The following is a 20,715-nucleotide window of genomic DNA, read 5'->3' on the forward strand; positions in this document are numbered from 1 at the left end:
TCTCGGATGAGGATTTTCAGAACTGAAATCTATGCGTGAAATCCCTCATCTGTATATTAAAACGTCTGTAATGATAATCACTCAAAAGTAATTGTTCCATTCTTCAAACTATAGAGTTTGACTACAAATATCATGGGAAAAACAGTAAAATATAGGGAGTGAGAATATACATACAAGTTAAGGGGATACTTCAAAGGATTGCAATATATACGTTCTAGGGCGTGCGCATGAATGAATTGGGGGAGATTTGACGCATGAATGAAGATGAAAGAAACATGATTTTGAAGAGGAGTGATAGTGGAGAGAGTATCTTAGGTATTCTCGACATCTTGGAGCAATATGACATAAAGATTAGTCACTCGAGTGCAATCACTCTTCTCATGAAAGGAATATCCATACAAGAACTGCTCACGAAGGAAGGAAAATCCCTTCCTGGCGTACCAGCATCCGTTCGACGGGCAGTGCTGATTCTTCAATCTGTGATGAGTGATGGAGAAATCCTTGAACATTGCAGGATGAAGACGCTGTATCACTTGCTACTACCCGAAACGTGGATGACTCTCACCGACCTCAATCTCTTGAAGAATGCAAAGGTGAAGTATTCAGACCTCGAGGGGATGACCTTGCCGATGTTTGAAAAGGTTCTTGATGGTGATAGAAGACCCGATGCCTACCATCGCATCATGAATGCATATCGTGAAGTCGAGGGCAGGAAAAAGATGGACGCGATCTCGATGGTAGCGACGACCGTCGAGGTGAAGGAAGAGGATTCCCTACCTATCACGGAGGTCAGACGCAAAATCACGAGAAAGGGACTCGAGCGTACGTTCCGTGAAACGGTCTATGATCGTCTCGAGGATACGTTCTCTCTCGAGGATGCGAAGAAGGAGACGGGTGAAGGGGCTGCCGAGCTCTTGGAACTCCTCGAGGAGTTGTGTCATGCGGACTTGATTGTCCGGACGGAAGATGGTCAGTACAAGAAACGAATACGTACACTACGCGCGATACTATCGTCGATGGGACCAGAAGCGGGGCTGCTCCGCGACAGACTGGAAGAGGGACTCACTTTGCAAGAAATCTCGAAGAAACATGGCATCGAGGCGAGGGAAGTCCAAATACGTCTGAGACAATCACACAACAAGATTCCCGTCACTCATGTGAAGGAGGCGAGGAGGTATCTTCAACGTTTCGAGCGCTTCGACATTCCTGAGTACGTCTTCATGAAGGTGTTCGATGAACCCGCCTCCATCCATCGTTTCCTCTCCGTCCGGGTACAACCGGGTACGGAGGACATCAAGGGACTATACGGGAGGCTGAACGAGCGGCAACGTCAAGCATTCTTGAAATATTTATCACTCATCGTCACTCGTGACGGTGAGGTCATGCAGGTGACGAGGGCGAACGTCTTCGAGCACGTCCTATGGTCGCATGCTGACGAAGCGGCGAGAACGATGGAAGAATGGAAGGTCGTCTATGATCAGTACGTCGAAGAGACCTACAAGATCGGGATGGCTGTACGATTGAAGGCAGAAGCCAGGAAGCTGGCAACAATCGCCACTCAGTCGGAGTCCGTCATCCCGTCTTCGGGAAAACGTTTCCGTTACTATGATCGTTCAAGATTGACGCAGAGACGTCTACAGAGATTGCGCGGCCTACTCCGTATCGAGCCTGGCTTCTACGGTACGAATCATCTCTTCAGGCTCGAACCCTCGCTGATGGAGGAGCTTGATTGTCAGGATCCCGATGAACTGCAATACGTCATCCGTCGATATGTCGAGGCGGCGAACATCGCCGTCGTGAAGCAGTCGGAGATTGTCATCGGATCGATGGATAAGGCCGAATGGTTGAAGAAGTTGATCCGACAGCATGCCCCGATCGGGATGAAGGATTTCCAGTCGCTCGTCGAGGAACGATTCGGACTATCGGGGGCGTCGGTGAGGCAGTCCATCCGCCGGGATCTTCCGGATTACCTCTCGCCTGATGGTACGCTCGGGCAGAGCATGTCCCTCCTCACGAAAAAGGAGGCGACCTGGTTCTCGAGACGTCTCACGAAGGAAATCTATACCTATGAGGAGTTGGAGGAGGCCTTCCCTCACATCGAGCAGTTCAGCTCCCGTTATCTGAACGCAGGTGCCCTCGAAAAGGTCGGCTTCATCAATCAAGGTGGCCTCGTCCTACATGCGGCCCACGGCAATGCAGAGTCCTACTTCGAGTCCATCCTGTCACGGGAGGAGCTCTTCACAATCCCGGATTCTCCCGTATACAAGTCCTCTTCATTCAGACGCATCGTCAAGCGGATGGAGGACAAACATGATCTTTTCCGCTTCGATGCATCCACCTACATCTCGATTGCGCGATTGAGAAAGGTAGGCGTGAACAAGGGTATGATCAAGACTCTCATCAAGCAGATGCTCGAAATCGTCAAACGTTCAGGAGAGGACTATTTCACCTTCTCGTCAATCCGGACAGACCTCGATTCGCCTATCGTCGAACTCGGGATGGAAGACATTTTCTTCGAGGAGTTGATCCGTACACAGAAACGTGTAGGTTCCATCCGGACGGCTCGTGGAGACATCTTCTATATCGGTCGTGACAAGCGGACAATCGGGAGATTCCTTCTTGATCTGCTACCAGAGAGAGGTGGGATTGATATCGACATGATGCGCGAGGACATTTTGAAAAAGTTCCGACTGAACTTAGACCGGACTACCATCATTTCGAATATTCGGGGGAAAGGTGGTTACTTCTCTACTGATACGGAGATGCTCTATAAGCATAAGGAAGGATTTTTGGACAGCATATTCGAGTCATGATGAATCAATCGTAAGACAAAGGTCCATCAAACTAAATTTTTTAAGCGCTCCTTTCGATAATTTTTCTTGTCTAAGGCGTGTTGACCTAACCATAGCGATTCTTCAAGGTCATAATTTGTTTTCTTATGTACAATAAGTATTAAAAGTACCCTAAACATTTTTTTTCTATATCGGTTGTGATAGGTTGGACAAGTTAAATCTTGTATTCCTGTGGATTCCTACTCGTATCAAAAAATTCTAAAAGGAATTAAAGAAATCATCAGCGTGCTTAGTGGTTAAAGTTTGAAGACGAGGTATATACGATTGGATGAGTTGAAAAGAAAATAGAAACGACAATCAACTTTATAGAAGAAACGAAGCAGGAAGCTAGTCATGTCGACCATCTTCCTGCTTTGTAAGTCATATTTCATTTCACTCGTCTTCTCCACCAAAATCAATTTCTAGGTGATCTCCTTCATAGTTCGCTTCGATGCCATCTTCGTCAATAGTTATGCCATCTTTCTTCTCCTCTTGGCATCCTGCTAATGCAATCGTTAGTAGCATTGAGTATGCTATCCAGCTAATCTTTTTTTTGATTAACATTCGAAATCGACTCCTTTGTTTTTAAAAATCATTCTTTCGAAGTATCAATGTACATCCGACTGCTTAAGATGCTTGAATTCCGGATAAGGTCCTGAAGTATCTCCCTCGGTTTCAGCTAAGAAATCAGTGACATAATCGATGAACATATCTTCGAATTTATAAGGATTTTCTTCATCCGAATATAGATGGATTGATTCGATGAACAAAAGATGCATGTCAATGTAATCACGAAGAGCTTGTTGCTCATCCGATTCAAGCGTTGGAAGGACATTGTTCTCTAAATCTTTCAGTTCTTTTTTCATGCCGTAATAAAAGTATTTATCGAAGTCCATCTGAACAAAATTCTTCCAGTAACCTTGTTCTTCTGATGAATCTGAACTAGTGTTTGAATCCTGTTCTGGTTGCAAATTTACTACTTCATCGAGATGTTCTGTCAGTCGTTTCATGTTGACTAACTCGAAGCGTTGTACTTCATTCGAAGCACTCAGTACGTTATTCTCTGAATATACAGCATCGCCTCTCTTGATGAGCCTTTTGATCATTTCAGAGGTTTCTTGGTCGAAGGGTCTGATTGATTGAAGCTTTCCCATAGAATCGATTTCAAATTTTTCATAAGATTTTGGATTGAATCTATCCAAGCCAGTTGACTCTCTATATTGACTAAATACACCCAGAATCGCAGGAATCTGTAATCGTTTCAGATGTATCCGTTGAGCATCGACGTATAGCTTGTGGTAGTCGATATAGGATTGTAGCTGCCCTTGATCCGTGGATGGTAAAGCAGATAGCTTTTCTTCTTCAAGTTTCAATATGGCTTGGTCCATTTCCTTGATGAACGCATCTGAGAATTTTCGGTGAAAAGCATCGGAGTCTCCGACAGTTCTTTCGTTCTGTAAATATGAAATCAACACATCTTTAATCTCGAGCTCGATGTCATAAGGTTCGACCGTGGTGAAATATGAATAGAGGTTGCCTGAATCGAAGTCACCATTCGCAGCTTTTTCTGTCAACGTTCTATAAATAGGAATCCAATCGAGAGACTCCTTTTCTATGGGCTCAAGAGCTGTGGTAGTTGATTGTTCTTTGACTTTGACAGGAGCTCGTTCCTTTTTGTCAGGGCTTGTTCCTTTCGCTTCTTTCGTTTGGCTTGGTTTAGTCTCTGTCTTCTTTTCTTCACTCGACGTACATCCTGCTAGTATCGTCAACAGTAATACAAATATCGTCATGTGCAGTTTTTTCATCTCTATAATAGTCTCCTTATGATCGTATGACTCTGTATTTTGAGGGATATAAACCCTTGTGCTATGACGCTTTATTCTGATATATAGAATTATTTAATATTATTCATTCAATTCAGGTTCTGCCCGAAAAAAATATTCAGACACAAGCAATATCTTAGACAAATCATTTTTTTGTACTTCAAAATACATTTTTCTTTCGGGATCATCGAGCTCGCTAACTTGAATGAAGTCATCTTTTAGCAATTTTTGTGTATAGTACAGCCAAACTCTCTGTATAGTTAAAAAATCCTTTATATACGTATAATCGGAAGCCCAGTTCATACCATCGGCTTCAGGAGATGGTTGTTGGAGCTCTTCCATTAGAATCTTTTCATACTTATCTTCGCCAATTTCTATCAATAGAAGGAAATCATTGAGGAGAAGTTCTAATTTTTTTAACGAAGCGGAATCCTTTTTATCTACTTCAGAAATTGTATTTAATATTTCTTGTCTTGTATCTCGTAAGGAATTCCAATAATTCATCCCGATTCCTGGATGGGATCGGAAGTCTTGATATAATTCTTCTTTCATGTGTATAAGAGTCTGATAATACAACCCGTCTGGGTTGAACAGTGATGCCTGTGATGAGAGTGGGAGTACGTCTTTTTCGAGAAAACTATTTGTTTGATTTCCTTTCGCTATTACCGTCGGTCCCTCAAAATCGAATTGCCTCGTGAAGTGAAATGAAAGAATCAAAAGGATACATATACTGACATGAATAGTAAATCTATATAATGGGAGACACTTTTTTATTTGTCGAAGCATCAATCAACGACCTCGCTTCCCATATCTTCGCTTAGGTGCATTAGATTATCCGAATAAGTGGAGAAATAGACTGCCTCGCTGTTTTTCATACCATTGATTCCTTTTTGTACTGAGTTTTTGGATGATGAATAATTCTCTTCAGCAAATAGTTTCATCTTGAAACCAATCAAAAAGGCCGTATAATTATCAGCTACATTGTGTAATACTAACGATTCTTCATCATATTGATCGATTAGATATTTTTTTCTGAAGTCTACAATTTTGTTATTCAGTGAAGTAAATTTTTTTTCACGAAGATTGGATTTTGATTTTTCCTCCATCAGCTTTTCACGTAATACAGCTAGTTCCTCTACGTCACTGATTGCGTCTGTTGCGCGTAGAACCTCATCAATTTGTTGTAGGCGACTTTCCGGCATCGGAAATTTCTTGCTACTCATCCCTGGATTAAATTCTATGGCTGCTGCAAGCCTGCTAAATAATTGAGTGACATCTGTCTTGAAATCCTTAGAATGCTTTATCTTTTTCATTCCATTATCAAATGCAAAACCAGATTCATTGTCCTTAAAACTTTTCTCACGGTTGAACAACTCGATTACATCATTACTAACGAGTTCGTTATTTTTAATCTTTAATTTGATTTTTTCAGGATATTCATCGCGAGTGGTAGATTTCTTCATAGGTTGCTGTTCACATCCTGAGAATACAAGAATGCCCGACAAAAAAATTGTCGAAATTAGTATTATCTTTTTAATCATGCTCCTCCTCCTAAAGCCTTGTGGAATAAACCGATGAATCCTATGAGGTCAATTTAGTTTTCGCACTCAATCAAACCCAAATTGTTTATCATCATGATTATTCCTTATGATTTCATATATACATTTTACACTATTTTTTCAAATAAATTACTATTTTAGTATTTGTGGGTAATGAGAATTTGATTTTCATTTTTTTGTTCATAAAGCAGAATTCCTAGCTAGCTTCTGCTTTAAATTTGTTCGCATGGATATGATAATTTGATTAAAACGTTAACCTTTTTTAAAAAATAGGTAAAAAAGTGTAATTTTTTCTATATAATAATCTTAATAATCATGTAGGGGGAGTCGTTTATGCCAAGCATTGAAGACTATATCGATAAAAAAAATATTTTGATCACTTATACGAAAAAGTTGTCGTGGCAATCGAAACGTCAGATTACTATCATGGTGGTCCTCATGAGAAAATATACGAAACGATTTATTTGGATGTATATTCGAAGCTGAAAGAGAAGAAGGGTGAGGTCGAAGTGACTGTGACATCACTATATATCGAGTTACACGATACCGTATCAAGACCAGGACTTTTTAGTTCATCCCTTGTTCCTCAAACGATTGATTATGATTTGAATGAGACTGTTTTAATATATGAAGGTGAATGGCTCTTTGAGGAAGACTGGAACATCAACTACGAGGAAGCCTTACTTAAAGCCATTAAAGAAAACATCGTCGTGTACACAGGGTTGAACTCATCCGGAGACGCTAAGAACCATGAATTTAAAGTCAGAGATATATGGATTGTCGAGTAAAAAATTATGGAACTGGAATCATCAATTGCCCGTGAATAATGATTGAAAGGGATGGTATGATGTATCTAAGATATGCTCATATCATTAGAGAGCTTCATGAAGATTTCTCGGCGGTGGTAAATTATGTATACCCAGAAAACATTACTCAAGATGATTTACGACTTAGTGAGAGAGCTAGGCGAAGCATTGGCGAAGGAAATGTCATCCTTCATGAAAAGGGTCTAGATAACGGCTATAAATCGTTCGATATACGTAGAGTGATATATCGAAGCCCGCTTTATGGTGATTTTACGATTCGTTATAAATCTTATAGTGGATTAGTAGCCGGCAATGCTTTGCGTAAATATGAAGACCCTAATTATTTGTATGACAAAAGTAAACTACTGGGCCACGGGATTTTCGATTTTTATCTCGAGGCAGGAGAACGGTACAGAATGCTTTTTCAAGGAAGAGCGACGCATCGGAATGTTTTCCAGGATCTATTCAGTCATGTAACATATGAACAATGTCAGGATGTGTATGAAGGTAGGGAAATCAACCATCGTGACTTGAATGCGAATCAATCAGATGTCCTAGTGGTGCTGTCCTGGTTGTTTTTCGAACAGGAATTGAACTACGGTAGTCAATCGTTTCAACAGTTCAGTCATTTCAAAAAAGAAAACCTCTTCAGACCTAGAGACATGGTCATGGGATTTTTATGTATGATGTATGAAAATACGCCAATTTATAATGAATATCCTCATTGGAATCAGAATCAGACTTCGCCTCATTTCGGACCAGGGGGCTTCCTTGGGTTAGACCATCAACACAAGTGGTATTTTGATCAACTACAAGGGAATTTAAATCTGAGGCCATCGTTGTTTTGTAATGAGAACTTACAACGACTTTTCGAAAACCTTAGCGATTGGACTGGCCCTAACCCTAATGTTTTTAACGCATTTCAGTGATTTTCAAAGGGTGATCCATCCTTTTCTTAGTGATAAATGGTGAAACATTGAGGAGCTATGTGTTTAACATAAGAGACCAAGAAGAAATGATGGATAACTAGATAGACACTCGAAGGAGCCATATCGTCATAATATCGATGAACAGAAACGATCGATGAATGAGCCACGAATAGATGGGCGATGAAGAGCAGTATGAAGGTCTACGATTGAAAGCAGATGCGATTTAGTCTAAAACTACCCTTTATCATTCAAAGAATCATGAAGTCATATCTCTGATTTCATGATTCTTGGTTAATCTAAGATTGATTTTTTTCCGGATTCGATAGTACTACTGAAATGTTATGAAGGACGCGAATCTTATACAGATATATTTTACGAAGCAGATCCATTGAGGTCTGTTTTTTTATATGTTGATGTACATAAAGAATGGTAAATCAATAAATAGAAATTAATGGATTATATGGGGTACTTCACTCTTTTATTCATTGTATACTAGACATAAATTACAAATCGAGTATGAAAGAAGGGTGTAAGAAGGGCTCACAAGCGGATGCTAGCCTGAAACAGATGATTTGCTACATATTATTTTGTTATTTTGGTTTTTCGAAGCTCAAAAGATTGGAGGCATAGATTCAAAGCTAAACACTCTACGTCGTAAAGAAGACACGATTCAAAACTAAGATGATTTTGATCGACACCATGAAACAGGATATCTCGAAGATTAATCATTTCTCTGAAAGTGTTCGAACTATGAAGATGCCAGTCGAATTATTAAAGAGGAGAGAATGAATTCTAGTAAGATTAGTTTCGAACAAAATATGTGATAACAGGGAGGTCTCATGGAAAAACTAACGCGAAAGGTTAGTGAAGGAACTATTTCGACGAAGATTGGATTAGTTCTTGCTGGTGGCGGTGGGAAGGGTGCGTACCATGTTGGTGTCTGGAAGGCGCTGAAAGAGTACGGACTTGATTTGCGAATCATGGCCATATCCGGTACATCTGTCGGAGCGCTGAACGCAGCGCTATTTACATCCACTTCCATCAATGAAGCGGCTAACGTATGGTCGGCTATTTCTCCAGATAAAATCTTATCTTTCAATGTATCTGGAATGAGTCGGACGTTCCATAGACATGGATTCGATTTGCCTTTAAAGATCGTAGAAAGATTTGCTGGAAGAGGTGTATTTTCGAGAGAAGGACTTACTAGAATCATAAAAGATTCCGTAAATCTCTCTGATATCAATAAAGACAGTATGCTATTATACGCGACTGCTTACGACGAAAAATTGAGGCGTCCTCACTATTTTTTACTGAATCAACTCAATGACGAAGATAAACTAAATGCGTTGCTCGCAAGTTCGGCCCTGCCTTTCATCTTTGATCCGGTCAAGATAGACGGACAAACTTACTGGGATGGTGGACTGATTGATAATACTCCAGTGCTCCCGTTATATGATTTAGGGTGTCCGTATATCATTGTAGTTCATTTGAACAGGATGACAGTAATAGATCATTCAAAATATCCTGGCGCGAAGATAATCGAGATTTTCCCTAAGAGTTCACTAGGGGAGTTCGTCGATGGAACATTAGACTTCAACTCATCAAATGCGAATAAAAGAATGATACAAGGATATGCTGATGCGAACGATATCCTTATGCCTATTTTTAGTATGATAGATACCCAGAAAGAAGTTTTAAACAGTGTTTCGAGATATGCTCGTCAGGAAAAAACTACATTTGATGTATTGAAAAGTAGATTGAATGATAGACAACAAATCAAAGAAAATTTAAAAGAGGTGCTCCATGAATCGGAATGAACTATCACTTATTCAGGATGAACAGTTATCGATAGATGAGAAGCAAGAGATCAATACAATGATTGAACAGACGATTTATCAATACAAGGACAACAGTGCTCAGATTGCGAAATATACGATTGATAGCGTTACTGCATTAGCGATTGCCGACTCGCAAACAGATGAACTAGAGAATCAAAGCTTCCTTAAGCGTACGTTCAGAAATCTGACAGGTGGAAATAGGGCGTTAGAAAGGAATATTTCTTATAATCAGAGAAGAGCACAACATGCAGCGCAATATACGCTATCAAAGCTAGCGGACCAGAACTTGTTGACATTCGATCTATTGACTGCGGTAAATAGTAAGTTGAACGCGTACATGGTCAGTAACACCATAGAAATCAATGAGTTGTATTCGATGCTTTTCAAATTCGTAAAAGAGACAAGAGGAAATTTCCTGAAGTCAGAACAACGATTTGACTATTTAGATCAAAGAGTAGAACTCCTGAAGTGGGCTCAGACTGCTGAATATGCAACGTTCGACGGTGACTTTTATTCTGAGTTGGACATCGCTAGTAAAGTCGTATGTCTGACGACGGATTTTTATACTGTCTCCAAAGGAGAGTGGGACACAACGGATTTATTATTGATTAAATCCGTCCTAAAAGATTTAGGGGAAAATCCAAGCCAAGAGATTAGTTCAAGTCTCATTTTGAATAAATTGATTGAAGACACGTCATTGAGAGGGATGATGGGAGAAATCGTTAACTTCGATAGGCTGTCGGGTTTCTCACCGCTAGAGATACCAATACTCCACGGTCTACACAAAGCAACTAACCTGCTGACAGATGAAAAATATTTAGTACGAACGATATTAGATAACTTAGATGCATCTGGTGTTGAAAAGAATGAAGTAGAGCTGACGCGAGAACTTTCCTTGAATTACATCAGTGAGCTAGGCTTAAGAGATTTGAGAATAGAACAACCTATCTTCGAGATAATCAACGAGCTTCTGATGGAAATGAAGATACTTAATGATTATGTCGGTCCATCTGACGAGTTAATGTTATTAGACTCGAATACTTCAGAGGAAAAACACGTTAAGGAGTATGAAGAAGAACTATATGAAGTCATTATATTAGATTATGAGATGGATAAATTTGAATTGACGATGTTATTGACGCGATTATTAGAGATAGATGTGACCGTAGCGAACGATTTGTTAAATAGTGATAACTTAATGCATCGTATTGTTAGCGATATTCCATATGAAGAGGCTCAAGAAATAAATCAAATACTTCTCAGTCATCAAGTATCCTCTGTAGTAAACTTGAGAACGGACCCATTACTCATCGTTTCCTTAGAAATCATGAAAATAAAAGAGGCACTGCTGAAGTATAAAAGCTATCCTTTTAATTTTTCAGAACATATAAAATACGGTTTCGATAATATTGATTTAAAAACTCAACCATCGTTGACACCATACTCTATTATTTCAGGACTTCAAACATCTGCTTACGGAGGATTTGCTTCGACTAGTACGTTAGAAGTATTTGTTGCAAATGTCAATGGAATGGTACTTAAAGTTTTTCAGGATATAAATGAACTAACAATCGAAAAAAGACATGAAAGCGAGCAGAAAATACCACTCTTTTGCATCAAAAGAACGGAAAAACGTTTAGGGAGTAGCTATAGAAATCGATTCTATGCTAGACCTATAATGGAGCAACATAGCATTGGTCTTATACACATTAACGAATTATGCATTGACTCATTTTGAATACTCAAGTCAAAAAATTATGATAAACGAGTGACTATATATGATTATTATATATGGCGCATTGAATATTAATAGAAAAAGATTGTATACATTTCGACATTGAAACGTATACAATCTTTTTCTATTCTCTGATTCATTATCCACTAATCCAGTCAATTTTGAACATCTTCTACGATTGATTAGCCGAGATGAGCAGCACCGATGACCCCTGCACGCCCCTTCAACGTCGCGAGACGTATATCGATGCTCGGACGAAGAGCAGGATAGACGAGCTCTCGGACCCGACACATCAACTCCTCCCAGAAAACATCTGCAGATCCTGTGACTCCCCCTCCTATGATGACGGCCTCAGGGTCGATCGTGTGGATGATGTTCGCGAGCCCTGTCGCCAAGTGGTTGATGAACCGGGTTCGTTCTGAGGGTACGGTGAGCAGCATCTCGATGGACGAGGCTTCCTGCTCCAAGGCACGTGATTGGAGTGCGGTGCCGCTCGCCAACCCCTCGAGGGAGCCGACGTTGAGCACCGGATGGATTGGCCCGGATGAATCGATGATGGTGTTGCCGATTTCTCCCGCATACCCATTGGCCCCGCGAATGAGCTTCTTCTCATGGACATAGCCCCCGCCGATCCCGGTGCTGACCGTCACATAATAGACGGAAGAGGATGTCTGTCCTGCTCCGAACAACGCCTCGCCGAGCGCCGCTGCATTCGCATCGTTCTCGAGATGGGTCGGGAGCCCGAATCGGGAGGCGATGGGGGTGACGAGGTCGACGTCGTCCCAGCCAGGCAGATTCGGTGGGGATAACAGGTGTCCGGTCCTCGCGTCGAGCGGACCAGGCGCGGCGATGCCGATGTTCGTCAGATGGAACTCTTCCGAGAAGTATCGGATGGCATGTTCGATGTGCGAGATGGTCTGCCCAGGGCCGGCGACCGGATTAGTCGGGAAGGAAAACTGCTTGATGACCTTCTCCTGATCGACGACGGCGACGCGTGTCTGCGTACCGCCGAGGTCGACACCAATCCGGAATGGCTTCGTCGTCTTCGGAGCAGGTCCGGTGACCAACATGAGACCGTCCCCGGAGACGACATGCTCGCTACCGGCAGGGAGGAGTGCGGTCGCCCCGACCGCTAACACGACGTCGTCCAATTCGATGGTCCCCTCGACGATGGTGACGATACGGAACGACGGACTCGGATCTAGTGCATGGGTCTGACGGATGGTCCATTCCTCGACGAAGAAATCAGGATTCCGCGTCAGCCGTCTTCTGAATGGAGACAACGGGACGGAAGGCTCTAAGTAATGATAGTGAGGGAACCGTATCACGCGACGGGCCTGTTCGATGTGGAGTGTACGCAGAGTGCCGGTGATTGGATCGAGACGATCATAGTCATGCAGACGATAGGTCGTGTCCGAGTTCTGTTGGATTTCGAGGACGACACATCCTTCCGTCAGGGCATGGACGGTCCCAGCCGGTACATAGAGGAAGTCACCCTTCGATACCGGTACGTGATGCAATGACTGCAACAACGTCCCCCGACGCACGGCCTCGTCGAACTCTTCCGCGGAGGACAAGGAATGACCGTGGATGAGGGAGGCGTCCTCCGGACAATCGATGATGTACCAACATTCGTTCTTTCCGTAAGGTCGTTGCTCATAACGTCTGGCATCGGCGTCGTTCGGATGGACCTGGACGGACAGGTCCGTCGAGGCATCGATCCACTTCAACAGGAGCGGGAAATCGGAATCCGTCTCCATGCCGAAGATTTCAGGGTGATTTGACCACAACTCTTCCAGATCGAGACCGACGAACGGTCCGGATTCGACGCGCGTAGTCCCGTTCGGATGACTCGCGAGTGTCCAGACCTCTCCCGTCGGAACGTCTTCGGGAATGGAAAACCCATACTCGCGAAGTCTCTGTCCGCCCCATATCCGTTCCTTGACGATCGGTTCGAAATAAATCGCTTCCTGCATGCTAACTCCTCCTTCATCCTATTTTCAATTACAACTCTACACTTTTATAAAATAAAAATAAACAAATTAAATATCAAGTATAGACATGAAAGGTAAAACGCGTATAATCATATTTGTAAGCGATTACAAAAAAGGAGGAGATTTCAGATGAAGAAAATCATGCTGGCGTGTAGTTCAGGGATGTCGACGAGCATCCTGGTGTCGAAGATGCAGGAGCATGCGAAGGGCATCGGAGAAGAAGCGAAGATTTGGGCGGTCGGACAGGACCAGGCAATGAAGGAGATGGATGGCGCCGACGTCATATTGATCGGACCACAGATGCGGTTCCTTCTCTCGAAGTTCCAGCAGGCGACGGACAAGCCCGTCGAGGTGATCGACATGATGGCGTACGGCATGGCGGACGGAAAAGCGGCCTATGAACAAGCCGTGAAGTTGATGGGGTGAACGACATGCAGACGAACGAACAGACGATCGAGCAAGTCGCGTTCATGATGATCCTGCACAGCGGGAATGCCAGAAGTACGATTCGTGAGGCGATCGAAGCCTATAAGGAAGGGACGTTCGAGGAGTTCGAGCGGTTGCTGTCAGATGCACGCGCTCAACTACAAGAAGCACATCAGGTCCATTTCGGGCAGGTCCAGAAGGAAGCGAGCGGTGAACCGACGACGCTGTCCCTCCTGTTGCTACACGCGGAGGACCATCTGATGTCGACGCAAACGATGCTGGATCTGACGGCCGGGCTCATCGAGCTCATGGAACATAAGTTCTCTAAAAAATGATAAGGAGTGTTTGAGATGACAGAGAATAGTAAGTGGTTCGACCTGTTGAGCCGTTTCCTGATGCCGATGGCGGCATTCTTGAACAACAGTCGCTACCTGCAGACGTTACGTGACGCATTCATGCTTGCTTTCCCGATTACGATGTTCGGTTCCTTGATCGTCGTCGTCGCCAACCTACCGTTCCTCGACAAGTTCATGTCCCCCGGCGTGCTCGACGCCTTCAAGACGTCGCTCGGGAATGCACCATCCGCGACGATGGGCATCATGTCATTGTTCGTCGTGTTCGGTATCGGCTATTATCTATCCAAGAGTTATGAGGTCGAAGCCGTATTCGGTGGTGTCATCGCCCTCGTCTCGTTCCTATTACTTACTCCGTTCTTCGTCTCGGTCGAAAACGTCACGGATCCGGTGGGTAACGTCATCCCGCTCGACCGACTCGGCGCGAAGGGCATGTTCCTCGCCATGATCACAGGATTCCTGGCAGGAGAGATCTATCGCTTCATCGTCCAGAAGAACTGGACGATCAAGATGCCGGCCGGTGTACCGACCGCGGTCGCCAAATCGTTCTCGGCACTCGTACCGGCATTACTTACGCTCACCGTCTTCCTCGGGATCAACATCGCAGTCACTTCACTTTTGGACACGAACCTACATGACCTCATCTTCAATCTCGTCCAGAAACCACTCGTCAACCTAGGGAACGGTCTCGTCCCGACATTGATCGCCATCTTCTTCGTCCAATTGTTCTGGTTTTTCGGTCTACATGGACAGGTCATCGTCAACTCGGTGATGGACCCGATTTGGAACACGCTGTCCCTCGAGAACCTGAACGCCTATACCGCGAACGGGGAAATCCCGAACATCATCAGCAAGCAGTTCATCGAAATCTACACCGTCGGAATCGGGGGATCCGGTTCGACGCTGGCGGTGGTCGTCGCCATCCTGTTGTTCATGCGCTCCAAGCAATTGAAGCAGATCGGGAAACTATCGATCGGGCCTGGTGTCTTTAACGTCAACGAACCGATGATTTTCGGGCTCCCGATTGTCATGAACCCGTTGATCATGATTCCATGGATCGTCGCACCATTGATCACAGTGACCGTGACATACTTCGCCATGTCGACGGGCATCGTCCCGCCTCCGACCGGCGTAGCCGTGCCGTGGACCGTGCCGATGTTCATCAGCGGCATGATGGCGACCAACTCCCTCGCCGGAGGTCTGTTACAGCTCGTCAACTTCGCCATCATCATGGCGGTATGGTTCCCGTTCCTCGTCTTCATCGATCGACTGAACCTGAAGAAGGAGCGTGAAGAGGCGAACGCCACGCAGGAGAAGAAGGAACAAATCGGCTGAACGACGTCGGTTGAGTGAAAAACAACTATAGATAGGATGTGCATAGGATGAATCAGACAGAGAACACGACCGTGCAGGAGAAGAAGTATACCTTCCCGACCGACTTCTGGTGGGGGACGGCCGCATCCGCGACGCAGATGGAAGGCGCTGCGTATGAGGGAGGGAAAGGACCGAACATCTGGGACTACTGGTACGAGCAGGAGCCGAATCGTTTCTTCGACGGCGTCGGTGCGACGGTGGCGTCCGACTTCTATCACCAGTACGAAGAGGACATCGCCCTGATGAAGGAACTCGGGCACAACTCGTTCCGGATGTCGATTTCCTGGTCCCGTCTGTTCCCGACCGGGGAAGGGGAGGTCAACCCGCTCGCCATCGACTTCTACAATCGCGTGATCGACGAGCTGATCCAGTCCGGCATCGAGCCTTTCGTCAACCTGTACCACTTCGACATGCCGCTCGCGTTGCAGCATCAAGGTGGCTGGGAGAGCCGGGACGTCGTCGCACGTTACGTCGACTATGCCAAGGTCTGCTTCGAGCTGTTCGGGGACCGCGTGACGAAATGGTTCACGCACAACGAACCGATCGTCCCGGTCGAGGGAGGCTATCTGTACGACTTCCATTATCCGAACGTGGTGGATTTCAAGCGCGCCGTCCAGGTCGCCTATCATTCGATCTTGTCGAGTGCCCTTGCCATCGAGGCGTATAAGGAGTCGGGCCAGGCTGGTAAGATTGGCATCATCCTCAACCTGACGCCGTCTTATCCGAGAAGCCGGAACGAGGCGGACCTTCATGCCGCTCATCTGGCGGACATCCTGTTCAACCGTTCCTTCCTGGACCCGTCCGTCCTCGGGACATTCCCGTCAGAGTTGATAGACCTGTTGAAGGAACAGGATGCGCTTCCTCTGATGGAGGAACTGGATCGACAGAAGATCGCGACCCACACGGTCGACCTGCTCGGCATCAACTATTATCAGCCGAGACGGATCAAGGTGAAGGAACATCTTCCGAACCCGAAGGCGCCATTCATGCCGGAGCATCTGTTCGACTACTATGAGATGCCAGGGCGGAAGATGAACCGTCATCGTGGCTGGGAAATCTATGAGAAGGGCGTCTATGACATCCTGACGAACCTTCGTGAGAACTACGGGAACATCGAGTGCTTCATCTCGGAGAACGGGATGGGGGTCGAAGGGGAGGAACGCTATCGTGATGCGGACGGCAGCATCCAGGACGATTACCGGATCGACTTCATCGCGGAGCACCTGAAGTGGGTGCATCTGGCCATGGAGGAAGGTTCGAACGTCAAGGGCTACCACCTCTGGACCTTCATGGACAACTGGTCCTGGAGTAACGCTTACAAGAACCGCTACGGCTTCGTCGGCGTGGACCTTACGAGTCAGGGCCGGACGGTCAAGAAGAGTGGTCACTGGTTCAAGCGCGTGATCGAAGAGAAGGGGTTCGTGAGATGAGGAAGGATGATCAGGGTATATCTAGCCCTGGTCATCCTTTTTTGTTATATTATACGTATATGTCTATACATGGGGTGTAATCATGTCTACTAAAAAGAAACCAAAGTATGAGAAAATCGCAGATGAACTGCGCGGACGAATCCTTAACGGAGGTTATGATGTCGAGGAAGCGATGCCGGACGAGATCCAACTCGCGGAAGAGTTCGCGGTCAGCCGGATGACGATGAAGCGGGCCCTCGAAATCCTGGTGTCGGAAGGCATCATCTATCGCCAGCGAGGACAGGGGACCTTCATCCTGCCTTCGAGCTTCTCACAGGGTAGGATCAACGTGTTGAACAAAGAATCCCAAGGGTTGACGAAGCTTCTCGGTGAACGGGCCGTCAGGAGTGAGGTCCTCCAGTTCGAGGTGCGCTTCCCAGATGCGGAGGTCGCCCGTCATCTGATGATCGAGAAGACCGATCCCGTCTATGAGATCCGGCGTGTCCGTTATGTCGATGACGAACCTTACGTGATTGAGCATACGTTCATGCCTTCCTCGTTGATCACTGGTGTGACGAAGGAGGTCCTCGATAGTTCAATCTACCGATACATCCAGGAAGACCTCGGTTACACGATCACGAGCTCACACAAGATGATCCGGGCGGATAAACCGGACCAGTGGGACCGCGATTATCTCGGTAACGAGGAGACCGATCCAATCATCGAGGTCGAGCAAGTCGTCTTCCTCGGGAACGGGAAGCCGTTCGAGTACTCGTTCTCGAGACACCGTTACGATAAGTTCGTCTTCACTTCCGTCCACATCGGTCGATGAATGATGATGGAGCAAGTGGATGAGCATCTTTCGTTCTGATTGGACTTGAAGATGCTATCAAATGATGCGTTGTGTTTAAATAAGAAAGGCGTATACATTTCGATGTCGAAATGTATACGCCTTTTTCTAAACTCTTTAGAGCTGCTTTTCAAATATTATCGTTGATATCTAGGTAGATGAAGAGAAGTGTGACTTGACTAATATTCATGTTCTGTCGGATAGAACCAATCAAACTCAGAAATGTAAGTCCTTCTGTTATGCACGAATACTTGGTCATCAAAAACACGTTCATAAAAGAGGATTTTAGACATTTGAATACCGCAACTAATCAGCCGTATACATATGTACGAGTGGTTTCTGTTACATACGAAAGAATCGTTTAAAAAATATAAAAGAATACGCATATACTTGCCCATGCATGCGCTCTAATCATCTTATTTATAGGTATCCCGACGATGCCCGATCTCGAGAATCAAAATCACGACTTTTTCATCTTGAATGTCAGCAATCAGACGATAATCACCGATGCGATACCGCCATTCACCCGAGCGATTCGAGACGAGTCCTTTACCGTGACGACGCGGATCATCCGTCCCGACCAGATTCTTCTTGATCCAGGACATGATGATCCGCGCTTGTTGAGGATCCATCTTCTTGAGAGACTTTTGAGCTCCGCGCTCAAACTCTACCGTAAATGCTGTCATTCTAAATCAAGTTCCTTCATCATATCGTCGAAAGAGATCGCTTCTGATTTTTTACGGTGTGCTGCCATCGAATCATGATAGAGTTGTAAATCGATTTCGTCTTCGATGCGGTCGAGGACTGCATCGCGAACGAGTGTAGAAATCGTGATGTTTTTTGCCTTCGCATATTCTTTGATGAGTCGTGTATCCTGGTCATCCAGACGTACGGAAATGGTACTCATGATTATCAGCTCCTTTGTAATACATTGTAATACATATTCCGGTAGTAGTCTAGAAATGGCACCGATTTAAAATAGGATTGAACCTGTTATAACTAGTATGAAAATGATGAATAAGTATGAAAAAAGAAAGGCTGCTGTATCGCATGCCTTTCTTTTTGTATAAGACGTCGCACACGCTGAAATGCTCATGTGGAGGATCATAAATACACGGAAATACTATACAACGCTGCGAAAAATAATGAGATCGAGACGCCTAATCCAAGATAGAGGGTCTTGATGGAGTCTTGGGTTGATCGGATGACGTACACCAACAATCCCACGAAAAGGAGGCTGATTGCCATCAAGAAGAGGGATATCATGGTCGGCTCGAACCGGATATCAGAATAGGTGAAACGCAAGCTAGGGAAAAGAAACCCTGACAGTGGACCAGCCCCGCTGGATTGAAGAGTATCCTTGATCGAGTGAGGGGGTTCCTGTTGACCGAGCCATGCAGTCGCTGTGAAGAGAAGCAGGATCAAGATGCCTTCCATGCGCATCCGCATCCGTCGGACTTCAAACGATCGTTCAGGAGACGCGTAACTCCACTTCCCGTTCATGATACCGATGATCAGCACGGGTAGAATCAGGACGTGTTTCCAGAGTAAGGCTTGTCCATACGGTAAAATCCAGGAATCGGAATACTCCTCTACCTGCACGACGACAGACATCAGATAGATGCCGGAACCGACGATCAGTAAGAAACATAGCGTCACGAGTGGTTTGAACCATTCGAGGAAGATGCCCCAGTTACGGTCTGATGGACTCCAAAAGCCGAGTATGAGCAATCCACCGGTCCAGATGAAGACGGCGAGTGCGTGAATAGAATGTACGAGCATGCCTTCTGCCCCTTTGATGCTAGAGGCGTGCCCGGACCACGCGAACGTAACGACCATCGCCATAACAAGGAATACCCCTAGTTTTATACGTCCAGGACTGAGTGATGCACGATTGATGACGATGAGAAGGAGTACACTCCAGAGAGCCATCAGAATCCAAGCGTTCCCTGCCTCGAATGTAAGTAACACGGATCGCAGTGTTATCCAAAAACCGATCTCTTCTAAATACAGTACGATTCGTAAGACGGACAGGGAAAAGGATAACAGCATCAGCACGATGAGCATGCGAACCCAGCGGATTGAAAGCGATACGTCAGGTCGGTAAGAACGAGGGATGAGCTGGACGGAAAAGAAACCGATCAACAGCGCAAGACAACCGTAGAGGAGCGTATCGCCGATCAGATAGAGCGCGGTCATCGCTTCCGCCCCTTCAGGATAATCTGGTAGAAACCATACAACGCCAAGACGAACAAGCCTCCGGCAATCCAGAAGGGAAATCTGCCATCTTCCGTCGTGCGAGTAGTGACCTGAGAAGGTGCTACTTTTTTCGTTTCCTTTTGAACAGATGATGTCTCCTCTTCTGGTTCGGACGTAGTATTACTTGATACGACAGTGAATGTATATGTACCATTGATCGGATGTCCATCTGTCCCGATGATTTTCCAATCGACCTGGTATTTCCCTGGCGCCATGGGACGGTCAAGTGTCAAAATCATCCGTTCGCTTTCTTGAGTGAACGTCCCCTCAAGGTTGTCGGAAGCATCCACGGCGGATACTTGAAGACTACCGCCAGCCTCGATCTCGGATTCAAAACGGAGGGTCAGTTTGTCAGTTGGTTGAACAGTCTGATTCGCTCCCGGAGTGGAAGATTCCAGCCCGGTATGTGCGGAGGTGTGCAGAGGGAACCACCATAATGCGCCCGTAAGCAACAAAAGGAGAAAGCTTTTTTGATACATCGTGTCAACTCCTTCATGTGTAGGTATGTATGGTCGAAAAGATAAGGAAG

Annotated in this window: 19 protein-coding genes; 10 read left to right on the forward strand and 9 right to left on the reverse strand. The window is 45.2% G+C overall.

Features of this window, described 5'->3' with window-relative positions; translation table 11 throughout:
• The first annotated feature begins 629 nt into the window (after nucleotides 1-629).
• Nucleotides 630-2,813 carry a hypothetical protein gene (locus tag BW42_RS15215; protein WP_197026256.1) on the forward strand — a complete coding sequence of 728 codons (2,184 nt, stop codon included), beginning with the start codon at nucleotides 630-632 and terminating at the stop codon, nucleotides 2,811-2,813.
• 411 nt (nucleotides 2,814-3,224) lie between these two features.
• Here the strand turns inward: BW42_RS15215 and BW42_RS16485 are convergent, their stop codons facing one another.
• From BW42_RS16485 to BW42_RS15230, 4 genes are all read right to left on the reverse strand, one after another.
• Nucleotides 3,225-3,395, reverse strand: coding sequence for a hypothetical protein (locus BW42_RS16485; protein WP_197026257.1), 171 nt, complete (start codon nucleotides 3,393-3,395; stop codon nucleotides 3,225-3,227).
• Between the two features lie 44 nt (nucleotides 3,396-3,439).
• The gene (locus BW42_RS15220) at nucleotides 3,440-4,636 is read right to left on the reverse strand and encodes a hypothetical protein (protein WP_035413022.1); all 1,197 of its coding nucleotides are present in this window, start codon (nucleotides 4,634-4,636) and stop codon (nucleotides 3,440-3,442) included.
• A gap of 99 nt (nucleotides 4,637-4,735) precedes the next feature.
• Nucleotides 4,736-5,158: a hypothetical protein gene (locus BW42_RS15225; RefSeq protein WP_197026258.1), complete on the reverse strand. Its 423-nt coding sequence runs from the start codon at nucleotides 5,156-5,158 to the stop codon at nucleotides 4,736-4,738.
• A 281-nt stretch (nucleotides 5,159-5,439) separates the two neighbouring features.
• Nucleotides 5,440-6,195: a hypothetical protein gene (locus tag BW42_RS15230; protein WP_035413026.1), complete on the reverse strand. Its 756-nt coding sequence runs from the start codon at nucleotides 6,193-6,195 to the stop codon at nucleotides 5,440-5,442.
• A gap of 416 nt (nucleotides 6,196-6,611) precedes the next feature.
• On the opposite strand from BW42_RS15230, the gene BW42_RS15235 reads away from it, so the two are divergent.
• The 4 genes from BW42_RS15235 to BW42_RS15250 all read left to right on the forward strand — a co-directional run bounded on the left by BW42_RS15235 (nucleotide 6,612) and on the right by BW42_RS15250 (nucleotide 11,524).
• A complete protein-coding gene (locus BW42_RS15235; protein ID WP_155960237.1) occupies nucleotides 6,612-7,001 on the forward strand; it encodes a hypothetical protein in 390 nt (129 codons plus the stop codon).
• 59 nt (nucleotides 7,002-7,060) lie between these two features.
• The gene (locus BW42_RS15240) at nucleotides 7,061-7,948 is read left to right on the forward strand and encodes a hypothetical protein (protein WP_035413030.1); all 888 of its coding nucleotides are present in this window, start codon (nucleotides 7,061-7,063) and stop codon (nucleotides 7,946-7,948) included.
• Nucleotides 7,949-8,787: 839 nt separating this feature from the next.
• Nucleotides 8,788-9,765, forward strand: coding sequence for a patatin-like phospholipase family protein (locus BW42_RS15245; RefSeq protein WP_052019219.1), 978 nt, complete (start codon nucleotides 8,788-8,790; stop codon nucleotides 9,763-9,765).
• Entirely contained in the window at nucleotides 9,752-11,524 is a 1,773-nt protein-coding gene (locus BW42_RS15250; protein ID WP_035413032.1) for a hypothetical protein, read from the forward strand. Before BW42_RS15245 ends, BW42_RS15250 begins: the two co-directional genes overlap by 14 nt.
• A 179-nt stretch (nucleotides 11,525-11,703) precedes the next feature.
• Here the strand turns inward: BW42_RS15250 and BW42_RS16085 are convergent, their stop codons facing one another.
• Nucleotides 11,704-13,497 carry a type I phosphomannose isomerase catalytic subunit gene (locus BW42_RS16085; RefSeq protein ID WP_052019221.1) on the reverse strand — a complete coding sequence of 598 codons (1,794 nt, stop codon included), beginning with the start codon at nucleotides 13,495-13,497 and terminating at the stop codon, nucleotides 11,704-11,706.
• Between the two features lie 147 nt (nucleotides 13,498-13,644).
• On the opposite strand from BW42_RS16085, the gene BW42_RS15260 reads away from it, so the two are divergent.
• From BW42_RS15260 to BW42_RS15280, 5 genes are all read left to right on the forward strand, one after another.
• Entirely contained in the window at nucleotides 13,645-13,941 is a 297-nt protein-coding gene (locus tag BW42_RS15260) for a PTS sugar transporter subunit IIB (RefSeq protein WP_029343448.1), read from the forward strand.
• Between the two features lie 5 nt (nucleotides 13,942-13,946).
• Entirely contained in the window at nucleotides 13,947-14,276 is a 330-nt protein-coding gene (locus BW42_RS15265) for a PTS lactose/cellobiose transporter subunit IIA (RefSeq protein WP_029343447.1), read from the forward strand.
• Between the two features lie 15 nt (nucleotides 14,277-14,291).
• Nucleotides 14,292-15,629: a PTS cellobiose transporter subunit IIC gene (gene celB / locus BW42_RS15270; RefSeq protein ID WP_029343446.1), complete on the forward strand. Its 1,338-nt coding sequence runs from the start codon at nucleotides 14,292-14,294 to the stop codon at nucleotides 15,627-15,629.
• Nucleotides 15,630-15,676: 47 nt separating this feature from the next.
• The gene (locus BW42_RS15275; RefSeq protein WP_035413035.1) at nucleotides 15,677-17,098 is read left to right on the forward strand and encodes a glycoside hydrolase family 1 protein; all 1,422 of its coding nucleotides are present in this window, start codon (nucleotides 15,677-15,679) and stop codon (nucleotides 17,096-17,098) included.
• An 82-nt stretch (nucleotides 17,099-17,180) separates the two neighbouring features.
• Entirely contained in the window at nucleotides 17,181-17,909 is a 729-nt protein-coding gene (locus tag BW42_RS15280) for a GntR family transcriptional regulator (RefSeq protein ID WP_035413038.1), read from the forward strand.
• A 434-nt stretch (nucleotides 17,910-18,343) separates the two neighbouring features.
• On the opposite strand, the gene BW42_RS15285 is transcribed toward BW42_RS15280, so the two are convergent.
• The 4 genes from BW42_RS15285 to BW42_RS15300 all read right to left on the reverse strand — a co-directional run bounded on the left by BW42_RS15285 (nucleotide 18,344) and on the right by BW42_RS15300 (nucleotide 20,665).
• Nucleotides 18,344-18,613 (reverse strand): type II toxin-antitoxin system RelE/ParE family toxin, encoded by a 270-nt coding sequence (locus BW42_RS15285; protein WP_035413041.1) that lies wholly within the window; start codon nucleotides 18,611-18,613, stop codon nucleotides 18,344-18,346.
• Nucleotides 18,610-18,834, reverse strand: a complete 225-nt coding sequence (relB, locus tag BW42_RS15290; protein ID WP_026829710.1) for a type II toxin-antitoxin system RelB family antitoxin — start codon at nucleotides 18,832-18,834, stop codon at nucleotides 18,610-18,612. Before relB ends, BW42_RS15285 begins: the two co-directional genes overlap by 4 nt.
• Nucleotides 18,835-19,031: 197 nt before the next feature.
• Nucleotides 19,032-20,126 carry a copper resistance D family protein gene (locus BW42_RS15295; RefSeq protein ID WP_035413043.1) on the reverse strand — a complete coding sequence of 365 codons (1,095 nt, stop codon included), beginning with the start codon at nucleotides 20,124-20,126 and terminating at the stop codon, nucleotides 19,032-19,034.
• Nucleotides 20,123-20,665 (reverse strand): copper resistance protein CopC, encoded by a 543-nt coding sequence (locus BW42_RS15300; protein ID WP_035413047.1) that lies wholly within the window; start codon nucleotides 20,663-20,665, stop codon nucleotides 20,123-20,125. Before BW42_RS15300 ends, BW42_RS15295 begins: the two co-directional genes overlap by 4 nt.
• Nucleotides 20,666-20,715: the final 50 nt, after the last annotated feature.

Source organism: Exiguobacterium sp. RIT341 (assembly GCF_000632205.1).
Lineage (GTDB): Bacteria > Bacillota > Bacilli > Exiguobacteriales > Exiguobacteriaceae > Exiguobacterium_A.

Coding starts and splice junctions, on each gene's coding strand:
- BW42_RS15215 (WP_197026256.1), top strand. CDS start 630: ATGTTTGAAAAGGTTCTTGATGGTGATAGAAGACCCGATGCCTACCAT.
- BW42_RS16485 (WP_197026257.1), bottom strand. CDS start 3,395: ATGTTAATCAAAAAAAAGATTAGCTGGATAGCATACTCAATGCTACTA.
- BW42_RS15220 (WP_035413022.1), bottom strand. CDS start 4,636: ATGAAAAAACTGCACATGACGATATTTGTATTACTGTTGACGATACTA.
- BW42_RS15225 (WP_197026258.1), bottom strand. CDS start 5,158: ATGAATTATTGGAATTCCTTACGAGATACAAGACAAGAAATATTAAAT.
- BW42_RS15230 (WP_035413026.1), bottom strand. CDS start 6,195: ATGATTAAAAAGATAATACTAATTTCGACAATTTTTTTGTCGGGCATT.
- BW42_RS15240 (WP_035413030.1), top strand. CDS start 7,061: ATGTATCTAAGATATGCTCATATCATTAGAGAGCTTCATGAAGATTTC.
- BW42_RS15245 (WP_052019219.1), top strand. CDS start 8,788: ATGGAAAAACTAACGCGAAAGGTTAGTGAAGGAACTATTTCGACGAAG.
- BW42_RS15250 (WP_035413032.1), top strand. CDS start 9,752: ATGAATCGGAATGAACTATCACTTATTCAGGATGAACAGTTATCGATA.
- BW42_RS16085 (WP_052019221.1), bottom strand. CDS start 13,497: ATGCAGGAAGCGATTTATTTCGAACCGATCGTCAAGGAACGGATATGG.
- BW42_RS15260 (WP_029343448.1), top strand. CDS start 13,645: ATGAAGAAAATCATGCTGGCGTGTAGTTCAGGGATGTCGACGAGCATC.
- BW42_RS15265 (WP_029343447.1), top strand. CDS start 13,947: ATGCAGACGAACGAACAGACGATCGAGCAAGTCGCGTTCATGATGATC.
- celB (WP_029343446.1), top strand. CDS start 14,292: ATGACAGAGAATAGTAAGTGGTTCGACCTGTTGAGCCGTTTCCTGATG.
- BW42_RS15275 (WP_035413035.1), top strand. CDS start 15,677: ATGAATCAGACAGAGAACACGACCGTGCAGGAGAAGAAGTATACCTTC.
- BW42_RS15280 (WP_035413038.1), top strand. CDS start 17,181: ATGTCTACTAAAAAGAAACCAAAGTATGAGAAAATCGCAGATGAACTG.
- BW42_RS15285 (WP_035413041.1), bottom strand. CDS start 18,613: ATGACAGCATTTACGGTAGAGTTTGAGCGCGGAGCTCAAAAGTCTCTC.
- relB (WP_026829710.1), bottom strand. CDS start 18,834: ATGAGTACCATTTCCGTACGTCTGGATGACCAGGATACACGACTCATC.
- BW42_RS15295 (WP_035413043.1), bottom strand. CDS start 20,126: ATGACCGCGCTCTATCTGATCGGCGATACGCTCCTCTACGGTTGTCTT.
- BW42_RS15300 (WP_035413047.1), bottom strand. CDS start 20,665: ATGTATCAAAAAAGCTTTCTCCTTTTGTTGCTTACGGGCGCATTATGG.